Annotated in this window: 15 protein-coding genes and 1 pseudogene; 11 read left to right on the plus strand and 5 right to left on the minus strand. The window is 60.0% G+C overall.

The window, feature by feature from the left end; genetic code table 11:
* Nucleotides 1-152: 152 nt before the first annotated feature.
* Nucleotides 153-1,181 carry a DMT family transporter gene (locus tag LOY28_RS10755; RefSeq protein WP_064617040.1) on the minus strand — a complete coding sequence of 343 codons (1,029 nt, stop codon included), beginning with the start codon at nt 1,179-1,181 and terminating at the stop codon, nt 153-155.
* Here LOY28_RS10755 and LOY28_RS10760 point away from each other — a divergent pair.
* The 4 genes and pseudogenes from LOY28_RS10760 to LOY28_RS10770 all read left to right on the plus strand — a co-directional run bounded on the left by LOY28_RS10760 (nt 1,176) and on the right by LOY28_RS10770 (nt 4,246).
* Complete coding sequence (locus LOY28_RS10760) at nt 1,176-1,739, plus strand: helix-turn-helix domain-containing protein (RefSeq protein WP_258613718.1); 564 nt, start codon at nt 1,176-1,178, stop codon at nt 1,737-1,739. The two genes, LOY28_RS10755 and LOY28_RS10760, sit on opposite strands and share 6 nt — an antisense overlap.
* Nucleotides 1,740-1,871: 132 nt before the next feature.
* Nucleotides 1,872-1,962 (plus strand): annotated as a pseudogene (locus LOY28_RS30065) (ABC transporter ATP-binding protein); the annotation flags it as partial.
* Nucleotides 1,963-2,021: 59 nt separating this feature from the next.
* Nucleotides 2,022-3,458, plus strand: a complete 1,437-nt coding sequence (locus tag LOY28_RS10765) for an FAD/NAD(P)-binding protein (protein ID WP_258613720.1) — start codon at nt 2,022-2,024, stop codon at nt 3,456-3,458.
* A gap of 428 nt (nt 3,459-3,886) precedes the next feature.
* Complete coding sequence (locus LOY28_RS10770) at nt 3,887-4,246, plus strand: DUF6124 family protein (RefSeq protein WP_258613722.1); 360 nt, start codon at nt 3,887-3,889, stop codon at nt 4,244-4,246.
* A gap of 274 nt (nt 4,247-4,520) precedes the next feature.
* Here the strand turns inward: LOY28_RS10770 and ppnN are convergent, their stop codons facing one another.
* The gene (gene ppnN / locus LOY28_RS10775; protein WP_018928007.1) at nt 4,521-5,894 is read right to left on the minus strand and encodes a nucleotide 5'-monophosphate nucleosidase PpnN; all 1,374 of its coding nucleotides are present in this window, start codon (nt 5,892-5,894) and stop codon (nt 4,521-4,523) included.
* 228 nt (nt 5,895-6,122) lie between these two features.
* Here ppnN and LOY28_RS10780 point away from each other — a divergent pair, with 228 nt between their 5' ends.
* A complete protein-coding gene (locus LOY28_RS10780) occupies nt 6,123-6,650 on the plus strand; it encodes a DUF3087 domain-containing protein (RefSeq protein ID WP_258613724.1) in 528 nt (175 codons plus the stop codon).
* Nucleotides 6,651-6,800: 150 nt separating this feature from the next.
* Entirely contained in the window at nt 6,801-8,378 is a 1,578-nt protein-coding gene (locus LOY28_RS10785; protein ID WP_258613730.1) for a sensor domain-containing diguanylate cyclase, read from the plus strand.
* Between the two features lie 2 nt (nt 8,379-8,380).
* Here LOY28_RS10785 and LOY28_RS10790 read toward each other — a convergent pair whose 3' ends face one another.
* Both LOY28_RS10790 and dapA read right to left on the minus strand, forming a co-directional pair.
* The gene (locus LOY28_RS10790; protein ID WP_258613732.1) at nt 8,381-8,776 is read right to left on the minus strand and encodes a DUF2784 domain-containing protein; all 396 of its coding nucleotides are present in this window, start codon (nt 8,774-8,776) and stop codon (nt 8,381-8,383) included.
* A 60-nt stretch (nt 8,777-8,836) separates the two neighbouring features.
* Entirely contained in the window at nt 8,837-9,712 is an 876-nt protein-coding gene (gene dapA / locus LOY28_RS10795; RefSeq protein WP_258613734.1) for a 4-hydroxy-tetrahydrodipicolinate synthase, read from the minus strand.
* Nucleotides 9,713-10,091: 379 nt separating this feature from the next.
* Here dapA and LOY28_RS10800 point away from each other — a divergent pair, with 379 nt between their 5' ends.
* From LOY28_RS10800 to LOY28_RS10820, 5 genes are all read left to right on the plus strand, one after another.
* Nucleotides 10,092-10,790 carry an AzlC family ABC transporter permease gene (locus LOY28_RS10800; protein ID WP_018928001.1) on the plus strand — a complete coding sequence of 233 codons (699 nt, stop codon included), beginning with the start codon at nt 10,092-10,094 and terminating at the stop codon, nt 10,788-10,790.
* Nucleotides 10,790-11,101 (plus strand): AzlD domain-containing protein, encoded by a 312-nt coding sequence (locus tag LOY28_RS10805; protein WP_162830927.1) that lies wholly within the window; start codon nt 10,790-10,792, stop codon nt 11,099-11,101. Before LOY28_RS10800 ends, LOY28_RS10805 begins: the two co-directional genes overlap by 1 nt.
* Nucleotides 11,102-11,162: 61 nt before the next feature.
* A complete protein-coding gene (locus tag LOY28_RS10810; RefSeq protein ID WP_173861163.1) occupies nt 11,163-11,321 on the plus strand; it encodes a hypothetical protein in 159 nt (52 codons plus the stop codon).
* Nucleotides 11,322-11,540: 219 nt separating this feature from the next.
* Nucleotides 11,541-12,440 carry a polysaccharide deacetylase family protein gene (locus tag LOY28_RS10815; RefSeq protein WP_018927998.1) on the plus strand — a complete coding sequence of 300 codons (900 nt, stop codon included), beginning with the start codon at nt 11,541-11,543 and terminating at the stop codon, nt 12,438-12,440.
* 275 nt (nt 12,441-12,715) lie between these two features.
* Complete coding sequence (locus LOY28_RS10820) at nt 12,716-12,967, plus strand: DUF1652 domain-containing protein (protein ID WP_258613736.1); 252 nt, start codon at nt 12,716-12,718, stop codon at nt 12,965-12,967.
* Between the two features lie 158 nt (nt 12,968-13,125).
* On the opposite strand, the gene LOY28_RS10825 is transcribed toward LOY28_RS10820, so the two are convergent.
* Nucleotides 13,126-14,013, minus strand: a complete 888-nt coding sequence (locus LOY28_RS10825) for a LysR family transcriptional regulator (protein ID WP_018927996.1) — start codon at nt 14,011-14,013, stop codon at nt 13,126-13,128.
* Nucleotides 14,014-14,126 lie beyond the last annotated feature (113 nt).

Consider the following 14,126-nt stretch of genomic DNA (forward strand, 5'->3'; position numbering starts at 1 on the left):
CTTCTAATCTGCGGAAGTTTGTGAAGCATCATACGTGCCAGCTCCCCGATCACCAAACGCCAAGCTGTCGCAGAATCCTACAAGATAGACGCAGAAACCCTGTTTATCATTGTTTCAAAGGAGATCGCGATCGTTCCCACGCGTGGGAACGATCAGTGTTCGGTTTCCTGTACCGAATCTTCTTCGATCTCGGGAACAACTTTCCCCTTGGTCTTCAACTCACTGACAATCACCGCCGCCACAATCAACCCCGCCCCAACCAGCGCAATCGCCGGCAAGCGTTCCCCGGCGAGCCGCCCGGCAATCCCGGCCCACACCGGCTCCCCGGCATAGATCAACGTTGCCCGGGTCGGCGAAACACTCTTCTGTGCCCAGTTCATCGCCACCTGGATCGCCGCACTCGCCGCGCCCAGGCCCAAAGCGCTGCACAACAGCAACCACGAGAAGTCGGGAATCACTTCCTGGGTCGGCACCACCATCAGGAACGACAGCACCGACGTCACCGCCAATTGCACCACCGTCACCCGGCGCACGTCGACCTGGCCGGCATAGGTGCTGATCAGAATGATTTCCGCGGCAATCGCCACGGCGCTGATCAATGTAGCGATTTCACCGGGGCTGAAATTGAGCGACGCGCCGGAAGGCCCCGACAGCAACATCAACCCGGTAAAGGCCAGCATGATCCCGATGCTCGGCATCAACCCCGGACGACGCCCCAGCACCAGCCATTGCAGCAACGGCACGAACGGCACGTACAGCGCGGTAATAAACGCCGACTGACTGCTGGGAATGCTCTGCAAACCCACAGTCTGCAAGCCATAACCGAGCATGATCGCCACGCCGATAAACGCCCCGGCCTTGAGTTCGAACAGGGTCAGTTCGCGCAGATGACGCCAGGAGAACAGCGCAACAAGGCTCGCCGCCGCGGCAAAACGCAGGCCGACGAAGAACATTGGCCCGCTGACGGTCATCGCATGCTGCACCAGCAAAAAGGTCCCGCCCCAGACCATGGTAATCAGCACCAGCACGCACTCGGCCTTGCTGAACCGGGAGAAACGGGGGGAAGTATGAGAAGCGTTCATTGACGTCATGACCTTGCGCGCCATCTGAGGGAGACGCACAATGCGCCCGAAGTTGGGCAGTATACTGCGCAACGCCACCCAGTGAGCAATATAGTGCACAAAGATTCCACCCAACGGGCTTCGGTCCTCCAGCACGTCAGCCTGAACGTGCGACGTCTGCGCCACGCCGCCGACATGAGCCAGAGCGCCCTGGCCGAAAAGTCCGGGGTCAGCCGCCGGATGTTGGTGGCCATCGAGGCCGGCGAGAAGAACGTCAGCCTGACCACGCTCGACCGCGTGGCCGAAGCGCTGGACGTGGCCTTCAGCGACCTGATCCAGGCCCCCGACGCCCGCGACCCGAGCCGCATCAACGAACTGGCCTGGGCCGGTACGATTCCGGGCAGTAAAGCGGTGCTGCTGGCCAAAGCCACCGCCACCCGCGAAGTAGAACTCTGGGAATGGCGCCTGGAACCAGGCGAGCATTACCCCTCGGAGCCGGATGCCGAAGGCTACAGCGAACAGCTTTATGTGTTTGAAGGTTGCCTGACACTGATGCTTGACGGTCAGCCGCAGAAAATTGCGGCTGGCGAGTTCTTTATGTTTGCCAGTCATCAACCGCATTCTTATCGCAATGATGGGGACGTGGCGGCGCGGTTTGTGCGTAATGTGGTGATTTGACTGTTTACCGGCTAACACTGGATAAACACTTTGCTGTTTTAAAGCTGCAAGTGTTTCTTGAATAATTATTCAACCTGTTGAAATAAAAGAAAATTATATTCAGGTTCGGCTCCTGAGAAACAGTGGGGATGGCATCGAGATGAGCAGGTGAGCTTCCTGATGGCCGAGCAAAATATTAACGTGGCACTCAAGTACGCTTCACAGGCTAGCGTCCGGTGAGTGACTGACACGGGGCGATCCGCACGACTTCTATTCAGGTAAACATTGACCAGTGAGAACGCCATGACTGAGACCCCACGCGGACAGGCGAGCGACGCCATCCGCCACGCTGACATCCTGATCATCGGTGGCGGCCTGAGTGGCGCGATGCTGGCGGCGCAGTTGTTGCGCTTGCCCGGTCAACGCCGGGTTCTGGTGATCGAGCCGCGAGCAGAACTGGGCCGTGGCGAAGCCTACAGTGCGGTGGAGCTGGGCCATACGCTCAACGGTAACGCGGCGCGGATGAGCGTCGACCCGGACAACGCCGATGACCTGACCCACTGGCTGACCGAACACATTGCCGCCGGTGGCTGGCCGGAGTCGGATGAGCAACATGTGCCGGTCAGTGAACTGTTTCCGCCGCGCGGGTTGTTTGGCGTTTATGTGCAGCAGCGTCTGGCTGAAGCGCAGGCGGTGGGCGCATTGAAGGGGGCGCGTGTCGAACATGTGCGGGCCGAGGTGGTGGACCTGGAAACGTTGAGCGATTCGGTGCGGTTGAGCCTGAGTGATGGGCAACAATTGCAGGGCGCTTACGCAGTGTTGGCGACCGGAATGTTTCCCGCCGCCCGCACGCCGCAGACCGAGTCCAGCGGTTTGAATGCAGCTGCACTCGACCCGTGGGATGTGGCCGCCATGCGTCAACTCGATCCACAGTCGACGGTGCTGATCATCGGCTCGGGCCTGACCATGGTCGATGCCGTGGTGTCGCTGGAGCAAGCCGGGCATCGTGGGCCGATCGAAGTCTTTTCCCGTCATGGCCTGCTGCCGCATGTGCGCAGGCAGCCGCCGGCGTGGGTGGATTTTCTCGCCGAGGACCACAGTATTCGCACACCGCGTCAGCTGGTGCGCGAACTGCGCCGGCATTGCCGCGATGCCATCGCTCAGGGCATCGACTGGCAAGCGCCGTTGGATACCGTTCGGGCGCATATCGGGCGGTTGTGGAGTCAGGCGACCGATGTGCAACGCCGGCAATTTGTGCGGCATGTACGGCCATGGTGGGAAAGCCATCACCATCGCTCGCCGCCGCTGAGTGCCGAGTTGGTGGCGCGGCTACACGGGGAAGGGCGGTTGCGGATTCATGCCGCATCGTTCAAGGGGCTCGAGCCTGCGTCGGACGGTGAGGTCAGCATCCGCATTCGTCGTCGTGGTGAGGCGCAAACCTGCGTGGTGCATGGCGCGGCGCTGATCAACTCCAGCGGCATCGAATACGACTGGCGCCGGGTGGCGCGGCCGTTGCCCCAGCAATTGCTCGCTCGCGGGCTGGTACGGCCGGGGCCGTTGGCGTTGGGCATTGCTGCGGCGGTGGATGGCGCGGTACTCAGCGCCGACGGGCAGGTCGCCAGCCGTTTGTTCGCCATGGGGCCACCGTTGCGCGGCATGTGGTGGGAGAGCACGGCGGTAACTGATGTGGCGAGCCAGGCCAAGTCTCTTGCGGCGCGATTAGTAAGCGATCTGTTGTAGCAGCTGCCGAGCCCGCGAGGCTGCTGCTACGGGCAGGCCAAGTCTCTTGCTCGCGAAGAGGCCAGCCCATCCACCGCAAAATCCACAGTAAGACCAATAAACAGGCGATGTTTAATCGACATCTCCAGATACTCACTCAGGCTACACAGCCTTGCGCCGTTGCCTACGACTACGCCAGAATCCGCCGGCTTGTGCGCCTTGAGGCCGGGCTCTATCGTTTCCGGGTCGCTGACGAATCAGCGATCGGGTTTAGCAGCTCGATGAATATCAAGGCACGTCAGTGTCGCCATTCGCGTTATGGCGGCTATGCGTGGGGCACTTCGGTGCGCCGGGTTCCTTGATCCCTGGTCTGCTAACCCGCGTACAGCCGCCACCTTCTTCGTTTAGCAGCGATAGATGTCGGCTCCACTGATCAAGGAGCTTCATTTATGTTCAAACCAACACCAAATCCTCCGGAAACCGACGACATTTCCCCCTACGAATCCCTCGATTCGAATAAACTCCACGAAGCCGCCGACCGCGCCCTCGACCACTACCTCAAACCACCCATCCCCAAAGCCACCAAGCGCAAACCCAGCACCATTTACCATGTGGGTACGAAGGTCGATAACGAAACCCTGCTGGTCAATGCCTGCGAATCCCTGGCGTCAGCGAGCATGATGCTCAGTGAGTTCGCCGGACTGATGGACATGCCACATCGCAATGTGATGTTGGGGATTCAATCGGTGGTCATGCTTGGGGAGTTGGCGGTGAACCGGGTGCTGGATAACCTCGATCCTCAGAACTGAGTGACCCATTGTGGCGAGGGAGCTTGTCGGATCGCCGCACCGTCCCGCTCGGCTGCGCAGCAGTCGCAAAACCGGCATATGCGGTGTGCCAAAAAAATGCGGTTGCTGGATTTGGGGTCGCTTCGCAACCCAGCGGGAGCAAGCTCCCTCGCCACAGTGGGCTCCACTGACTCAGTCCCCAAAAACAAGAAACCCCGCATCACGCGGGGTTTCTTGTTTCCGGTGGTTCGGGAAAGCGGGCCATCGCGGGCCTGCTTCCACAGGGTTTCGCGTATCAAGCCACTACTTGGTAACACGGCACATACGCCGCGCCACCCGGCAGTTTCATCCGGTGCTGGGCAACGAAGGCTTTGAGCAAGTGGTCCAGCGGCTGCAAGACCTCGGCATCACCGCGAATCTGGTACGGCCCGTGTTCTTCGATCAGGCGGATGCCCTTGTCCTTGACGTTGCCGGCGACGATGCCGGAGAACGCGCGGCGCAGGTTGGCGGCCAGTTCGTGGGGCGGCAGGTTGCGGCTCAGTTGCAGGTTGGCCATGTTGGCGTGGGTCGGGTCGAACGGGCGCTGGAAGCCTTCGTCGATCTTCAGTAGCCAGTTGAAATGGAACGCGTCGTTGCGCTCACGGCGGAACTGTTTGACCGCTTTGAGGCCCTGAGTCATCTGCCGCGCTACTTCGGCCGGGTCGTCGATGATGATCTCGTAGTGCTGCTGCGCTTCTTCACCGAGGGTTGCGCCGACGAAGGCGTGCAGTTGCTCCAGATACGGTGCGGCGCTTTTCGGCCCGGTAAGGACCACCGGGAACGGCAGGTCCTGGTTGTCCGGGTGCATCAGGATGCCGAGCAGGTACAGGAATTCCTCGGCCGTGCCCGCGCCACCCGGGAAAATGATGATGCCGTGGCCAACCCGCACGAACGCTTCCAGGCGTTTCTCGATGTCCGGCAGGATCACCAGTTCGTTGACGATCGGGTTCGGTGCTTCGGCGGCGATGATCCCCGGCTCGGTCAAGCCGAGGTAACGGCCGCCGTGGATGCGTTGCTTGGCATGGGCGATGGTCGCGCCTTTCATCGGGCCTTTCATCACGCCAGGGCCACAACCGGTGCAGATGTCCAGGCTGCGCAGGCCGAGTTCGTGGCCGACTTTCTTGGTGTATTTGTATTCTTCGGTGTTGATCGAGTGGCCGCCCCAGCACACCACGATTTTCGGCTCGACGCCGGGGCGCAGGGTGCGGGCGTTGCGCAGCAGGTGGAAGACGTAGTCGCTGATGCCCTGGGAGGTGCTCAGGTCGATGCTCAAGGCGTCGAGTTCGTTTTCGGTATAGACGATGTCGCGCAGGGCGCTGAAGAGCATTTCGCGGGTGCTGGCAATCATTTCGCCATCGACGAAAGCGTCGGCGGGGGCATTCAGCAGTTCCAGGCGTACGCCACGGTCTTGCTGGTGAATGCGGATTTCGAAGTCTTTATAGGCTTCCAGAATGGTCTTGGCGTTATCGACATGGGCGCCGGTATTGAGGATGGCCAGGGCGCACTGGCGGAAGAGGGTATAGGTGATGCCGGATGAGGCTTCGCTCAGTTGCTGTACTTCACGCTGGGAGAGCGTTTCCAGGCTGCCTTTAGGGCTGACCGAGGCGTTGATTACATGTCGTTGGGTCATTCAATGATCCTTAAAACGATGTCACCCGCCAGCAACGGCGCATGGCATCCGAATAGTGTGTATCCATGATGAAGATGGCACGAACTGCGCTGTATCGCCATGCTCCCGTTTGACGATGAAAAGATGAAAAGGAGCTCCAGCATAGCTAAATCCTTCGGGGAGGCGATAATGCCTCGCAGTCTTTTTGTCACAGCGCCTTTTACCATCGATGCAAGGAACCCCGTCGCGATGTTCGAAATCCAGCCAATGAATGCCGAAACCTATCGACGCCAGACGCGGCGCAGCACGGTGATCATCGCCCTGATGTTCCTGGCGCTGGCGATGGTGCTGTCGACGGCGGCGGTGACGTTGTTCGGTGAACCCGGCGGCGATAATCTGCGGTTCAACGTGGGCGGTGTGTTTGCCGCGTTGTTGCTGACAGTGGCGCTGATGCGCGGCAAGTTCTGGAGCCAGGAGTGGATGGCGCCAGCGGTCTATGGTTGGCAGCTCAAGCGCAGCCTGATGAGCGTCACCAACGTCATGCACCAGGTGACGGCGGCGGTGAAGCAGGGCGACCCTGCCGCCATGAAGCTGCTGCGCTTTTATCACTTGGGGCTGAGCCAGATGCACCAGTTGGACGGCAATTCCAGCGACCATAGTCAGCTGGCCCGAGAGATGGACCAGCACAAGGCACGGATGGAAGCGTTGGGCATCGATACCGAACAGAGGCGATTGAATCCGGCCTGGTTTGAGGCGATCAAACAGACGCCGATGTAGCGATTACGATCGCTGGCAATGAGCGTTTTTGTGCAAATCACCTATCGTATCGGTATCGGGTTGTAATGGTTTGAGCGCCGGTCACGGCTGGCTGGCGCTAAAAGGGCGAACGGGAAAATTCGCCATGTCATAAGGGATTCAGGGAGCGTCATGGGGCATCCGTCCGTCAAAGATCGTATTGAACACACCCGGTTCGCCAAGCCTTGGGTGCCCGAGCCGGTTGAGACAACGCTCAAGGTTCGATACGCGGTTTCTCTGCTGATTGCGGTGTGCCTGTCCTTGATGGCCATTGTGATCGGTGAAAGCTGGAACTCGCGTCAGTACCATCTGCGTGAGAGCGAAGTGGCGATGTCCAACCTGGCGCAAACCCTGGCCTCGCAGGCGCAGGCATCGATCAAACAGGCCGACACGCTACTGTTCTCCCTGGTGGACCGCCTCGAAATCGATGGCATGCAACCGGAAAAATTTCCCCGACTGCAACGTTTGCTCCAGGCTCAGCGCAGTGAGTTGGTACAGATCCATGGGCTGTTCGTGTTCGATGAAGAAGGACGCTGGCTCGCCAACGCCATTAACGTCATACCGCCCAATGCCAATAATTCCGACCGTGAATATTTTATCTACCACCGTGATCATCCCGACCGCGGCCCTCATATCGGTCCGTCGATAAAAAGTCGCTCGACCGGTGAGTGGATCATGACCGTGTCACGCCGGATCAATCACGCTGATGGCCGGTTTGCCGGCGTGGTGGTGGCTTCGATCTACCTCGAGCATTTCCTGGATTTGTACAACAGCATCGACATGGGCAATAACGGCGTGATCAACCTGATCTCCGATGACGCCACCATCGTCGTTCGGCGCCCGTTCAACGAAGCCGATATCGGCACCAGTGTTGCCAAAGGGCCGCTGTTTACCCAGCTGTTGCCCAAGGGCGATTCCGGTACGGCAACGGTCAGGTCCTTTGTCGACGGGGTGGTGCGGGTCGTGGGGTTTCGACGGGTCGAGGGGTATCCGCTTGTCGTCTTTGCCGGGCTCGACAAGGATGAAGTCCTGGCCAGTTGGCGGCAGGAATCAATATTCAGTGCGGGCATCGTCCTGTTGCTGCTGGGGTTTCTGGGGGCTCTCGGTTATCGCCTGATCCGCCTCATGAAGCAGCAGAATCATATTCAGAACAATCTGTTGGAGACTCAGGACAAACTCATTGAGGTCAACCGCAGCCTGGAGTTGCTGGCACTGGAGGATGCACTGACCGGACTTTCCAACCGGCGTCAATTCGACCTGTTCATGCTCGCGGAAATGGGCCGCGCCAGGCGTAGCCAGGCCCATCTTGCGCTGTTGATGATCGATGTCGACCACTTCAAGAACTTCAATGATCACTACGGTCATTTGGCGGGCGATGAGTGTTTGCGCAAAATCAGCACGATCATCACCGAAAACATCAAACGCCCCGGCGATCTCGCGGCTCGCTTCGGTGGTGAGGAGTTTACGGTGGTGCTGCCTGGTACCGACTACGTGGGGGCGTTTCTGGTAGCGGAAAACATCCGCCGTGCGGTTCAGCAGGCCGGCATCAAACACGTTGAGGGTGTGGAGGGCGTGGTCACGGTCAGCGTGGGTGTCTGCGCTTACGACCCGGCCTCGCAAGCCCAGCCCGACGACATTGTCGGCGCCGCGGACAAGGCGCTGTATGTGGCCAAGGCCAGTGGCCGGAACATGAGTGTTATCGCCAACTGAGTTCAACCGGACCGGTGGTTACTGCCTGAACGGGTCGGATGCTTCCAGTGCCGGAACAGCCGCACATAGATCAGCACGTTGAGCGCCAACACCACACTGCCCAGTGCCAGTTGAATCGTGGGCGTCAGCCCGGCCGGATAAATGATCGGCCACACGTAGTGTTCGATAAAACCGCCGCCGTAACCGGTTTGCCCGGCCGCGTGGCGCATGCGGTTTTCCCATTCGGTGAGTGGGCACGCCAGGTGGAAGACTTCCACGATCACACCCCATGCAGCGGCGGGCAGGTGCCACCAGATCAGGTGGCGCCATTTGAGCACCAGCAGCCCGCCGAACAGCACGAACAGAATGAACAACAAGTGAGACAGCACCAGCCCGTCGGCGGCGATTCGGTAAAGCATGTCGATTCCCTGACGCGTTAGGTGAATCGCTCCATGGTACTCGGGCTGGACGCTTGTGCTCTATCGATTGCCGCCTTCAAGCGCTGCCAGTACTTCTTTCAAACGCACCGTCGTGCTTTCACTGCTGCGTTGCATTGGCGCTCGCAGCTCGTCGTGGATCAATCCTCCAAGGGCCAGGGCAGTTTTCACCGGAGCGGGATTGGGCTCGATGAACAGGCTGTGGATCAGCGGCAGCAACTGGAAGAAGGTCGTTCGGCCGGCCGCTAAGCGGTTGTCGCGAAGCTGTTGATACAGCGTCACGAACAGCTCGGGATGAACATGGGCCGAGGCGGCAATTGCGCCTTTGGCCCCCAGGCATAGCGCGCCGAAGATCTGATTATCTTCGCCGCACAGCACGTCGACGTTACCGCTGGAGAGCAATGCGAAGGTGTTGGCTGGGTTGCCGCCGCAGTCCTTGATCGCGACGATCCGCTCATGGGCGACGATCCGGAGCAGGGTCGCCTGCTCGAAGGCTATGCCGGTGCGATAGGGGATGTCGTAGAGAATAATCGGGACGCTGGACGCATCGGCGACGGTCTTGAAAAAGGCTTCGAGGCCGGCCTGGGAAGGGCGGATGTAGTAGGGCGGCGGCACCAGCAAGCCCGCCAGGGGACGCTTCAGGATTTCGCTTTGAAAGTGCAGCAACTCGGTGAGGTTGTTGCCGGCCAGGCCCATGACCACGCGTTCTGGTGGAACCTGTTCCAGCACCGCATCGAGCACCGCCAGTTGTTCATGTTTGGCCAGCGCCGCGGCTTCCCCGGTGGTGCCGCAGACCACTATGCCATCGACGCCTTTTTCCAGCAGATGACTGACCAGCCGCCGCAATCCGGCGAAGTCGATCGCGCCATTGTGAAACGGCGTAACGATGGGAACCCAGATACCTTGAAACGATGACATGCACTTTCTCCTGAAGGTTGACCGATTTCGTCACCGTCAGAAGCGTAGAAGGAAGTCAGCAAGAGGAGGGGTGTCCGTCGCGCTCAATGTCCTGTCAGCTCATCTGACGGGACAGCGCGCCCCGGTCACATGAGCGACTGTTTCTTCGATTTAGGGGCGTGCGCAACGCAACCTTGCGCCTTGGCAATCAAGCCAATGACGACAGTGTTGAGGTTGAAGGTTGCGGACATGGTTGCTTACACCCTGAATGAGGCGCCCAGTTTTAAAAGCCGACGGGGTATTTGTCAATCGTGAAGTCGTTGCAAGTGCGCAAGATTGTTCAAGCCATCGGCCATGACTGCTGGCACAGTCTGAAGACTTTTCCTGGTTGTAGAGCGTTATGTCCAACTCATTCATGCCGCGCACTGCATTCCTTCGTGGCGCCGCGGCCATCATGCCGTTGTCCCTGGCGACCGCGCCCTGGGGATTGCTGGCCGGTTCCATGGCCATCGAGGCCAACCTCACGCCCCTGCAAGGCCAGGGGCTGTCGAGCATCGTGTTTGCCGGCGCGGCGCAATTGGTCGCCATCGGCATGCTCAAGGGCGGCGCTGGGGTCTTTTCGATTCTGTTGACCACGTTGCTGTTGACCTCCCAGCATTTGCTGTACGGGATGAGCATGCGCTCGGTGATTTCCCCGCTGCCGGGCCGCTGGCGTATCGGGCTGGGCTTTTTGCTCACCGACGAGTTGTTCGCCCTGACCAGCCAGCACGACAAACAGCAGTTCAACCGCTGGTACGCCCTCGGCGTGGGCCTGACGTTTTACATCGCATGGAACCTCTTCACCCTGGCGGGCATTGTGCTGGGCAGCAGCATTCCGGGCCTTGAACACCTGGGGCTGGATTTCTCCATCGCCGCGACCTTTATCGCCTTGATCACGCCGGTGGTGCGCAACGTTCCGACGGTAGTCTGCGTGGCGGTCTCGCTGTTCTGTTCGGTGCTGTTCAGCTATTGGCAATGGGGCTCGGCGCTGGTGCTGTCGGGATTGGCGGGCATGACCGCAGGGTTCATCTGCAACAAACTCTACGTGGGGCGCACATGATGGTCTGGGCTGTGATTATCGGGATGGGCCTGCTGGTGTTCCTGAACCGCTACGTATTTCTCGAACCTCGGCTGCCGGTGCGCTTGAGCAGCAATGCCCGGCAGTTCCTCGGTTTCGCGGTGCCGGGCATGCTCACCGCGATCTGCGGGCCGATTGTGTTCATGCCCGACAAACAGTTGAACCTGCAGTGGGACAACCCCTACCTGATCAGTTCGCTGGTGGCCGTGGGCCTGGTGCTTTACACCCGCAATACTCTGCTCAGCATGTTGTTGAGCATGGGCTTTTTCTTTTTACTGCGCTGGTGGCTCTGAGTCGTCCGGCGCGAAACTGTTCTACGCTTAACGGATGATCCCTTGAGGACGGGAGGTGGACATGGCCACTGAACCAAAGCGTCCGGACCTGGATGATGAGACCGATGAACCGACAGAGGAAGAAATCGAGCGGCAGAAGCGTTCGACGCCGGACTGGAAGCACCCCGACGACGGCAAAGAGCTGTCGGACCGCGACCAGGAACGCCCGCTGAAGCCCTGATCGGTTTGCACATCCCCAAAGCCCCGCCAATAGATGGCGGGGCTTTTTAGTTTTTGTAGTTTGAAATGCAATCACCTGGGGAGCAGGCGCTGGAACCAAACACTGTGTACCCTTATCCAACCTCGGCTCGCAGCGATTGGCGGGCCGGTCGAAGGATGAATGGGCGAGGGGTTTTTGCCATTAAACGTGACGGTCGCAAGGTCTGGCCCAAGGCAAAACATGAAGCAGTTGATCAAGGTTCTATCCGTATTCGCCATCGCTGTCGGCCTGTTTGGCTGCATCGCCGCGCCCATTGAAATGACGCCGCAGACGCAACAGCGTCTGCAAGCGCAGGCGCCGATCCGCTTTCTGCTGACCTTCGACGACGGGCCCAGCGCGTCCGGTTTTTACAACCCGACCGCCACTGTACTCGACAGCCTGGCGCACAATCCGCTGCAACCGGACATCAAAGCCGTGTTCTTCGTGCAGACCCGAGCCTCGGGCGCCGGCGGCAGTGACGTGGGGCGCCAACTCATGCGGCGCGAACAGGCCGAAGGGCATCTGCTGGGCTTCCACACGGCCACTCCCCACCACACCAACCATCGCTCCCTGGAGCCGGAGCAACTGGAGCAATCGCTGACCAACGGCAGCGCAGACATCGCCGCGATCACTGGCGCCTCGCCGATCCTGGTGCGTCCGCCGTTCTGGAATTATGACAAGCGCACTTTCGCGGCCTATCAGCAGCACGGCATGCATGTACTGCTGACCGACCTGAGCGCCAATGACGGCAAGATCTGGGGCTTCAACGCCAGCCCTCGGCGGCGGGCCAATATGCTGCGGCAGCTGTCCGAAGTCCGCGAGCGCATAGCCCTTGGCGAGTTGCCGACGGTGGATGGGGTGATTCCGGTGGTGGTGACCTTTCACGACCTCAACCGCTACACCGCCCGGCATGCCCGCGAATACCTGCAAATCCTCCTCGACAGTGCCAACGCCACCGGTCTGGCCACGGCGCAGAAGCCGTTTTACGACGACACGGCAGCGCTACAGCGGGCGGCCATGGCGCGCACCGTCAAGCAGAGTTCCGAGCCTGTTCGTTTGCCAGGGATCTGGAATTGGATATGGGATGGGGATGCTCACTGAACGACGTCGGGGGTGATTGACTGTGTAGCAGCTGTCGAGCCTGCGAGGCTGCGTTCGGCTGCGCAGCAGTCGTGAATCCGGCTGGCGGGGTTTGCCTGATGCACCGCAAGTTCTGGTTTGACGACTGCTGCGCAGCCGAACGCAGCCTCGCAAGCTCGACAGCTGCTACGGCGAACGCGGGCTCGCCAGCTCCTACGAAGCTCACTGGCGCATTGCGCAAGCTGAACTAATCTCAGTGGATCCAATCGGGAGGCCGTCCAGGGAGGGCGTCTGTCATGGTTTCAATTGAGCAGCTTTGCCAGATTGTCGAGTCCGGTTTCAAGCCGCTCTCCTGCGAATGCACCGTGAACCATGATGAAACCTTGCGGATCAAGGTTTTCGATCAGAGCACCGGGCGGATTGAATTGTTGATCACCGGCGTATCCCCCGACAAACTGATCAGTGTTCGCGATATTTCCAACCTGATCGGCGAACTTCGCATAGAAATGCGTGCCGGTCGCCGAGCGTTCGCCGGTGTCGTGGCCTAACCGCGACTTCTTGTAGCAGCTGCCGAAGGCTGCGTTCGGCTGCGTAGCAGTCGTAAAATCGGAGATCGCGATACATCAGGCAGACCGCATTAGCCGGATTCACGACCGCTACGCAGCCTCGCTGGGGCTCGACAGCTGCTACGGATTGCATTTACGGCTCAACTGTCGCGCGGCAGCAGTTCATCGATCATCTGCAAGCAATGATTCAACCCCGGCGACACATCGCCCACGCGCCTGCTGAGAATAATCGGCGAGATCGCGTTGTCTTCCAGCACCGGGGTGAAGCCAATGTCGTCGCGGTGCAGCAACTGCACCGAGGCCGGTACCAGCGTCACCCCGATTCCCGCCCCCACCAGACCAATCGCCGTTTGCAGCTCGTTGGTCCATTGCGCCACCTTGATGTGCACGCCACTGGCTTCGAACAATGCGATCACGTGGTCGGCGTAACTCGGGCGCGGGTTGCCGGGGTAGAGCACAAAGGGTTCCTTGGCCAGTTCCCGAAGGCTGATGGGCCTGGCGAGGAGCGGATGGCCGGCGGGCAGGGCGGCCACCAGTCGGTCTTCGGTGAGCACGGTCTGCAGGATGGCCGGGTCGTCGATGCGGATGCGCCCGAAGCCGACATCGATACGCCCGGCCTTGAGCGCCTGCACCTGTTGCAACGTGGTCATTTCCGAGAGCCCCAACTCCAGCGCCAGAGGCTCGCCGCTGCGCAACCGGCGAATCAGTTCCGGCAGCACGCCATAGAGTGTCGAGGGCGCAAAGCCGATGCCCAGCCAGGTCTTTTCGCCCAGGCCGATCCGCCGCGTGTTGTCGCAGACCTTGCCCAGTTGTTCGAGCAGGGCGGTGGAGTGTTCATGGAAAAAACGCCCGGCGTCGGTCAGCTTCAACGGTCGGCCGCGCTCCAGCAGCAGTACCCCGAGTTCGTCTTCCAGCTGCTGGATCTGCCGGCTCAGCGGCGGTTGGGCGATGTGCAGCAGTTCGGCGGCGCGGGTGAAGTTGAGGGTTTGAGCCAGCACCTGAAAATATCGCAGGTGACGCAGTTCCATGGGGCCTCCGGACGTCGATCTGTTAAATACCTTTAAGGTATCGAGTCAGACCAATTCTATATTGGCTTCCCGAAAAAAGCCGTACCAGAATCGGTTCCAGAACTTTAAGAACC

The sequence above is a fragment of the Pseudomonas sp. B21-017 genome (assembly GCF_024749245.1).
Taxonomy (GTDB): domain Bacteria; phylum Pseudomonadota; class Gammaproteobacteria; order Pseudomonadales; family Pseudomonadaceae; genus Aquipseudomonas.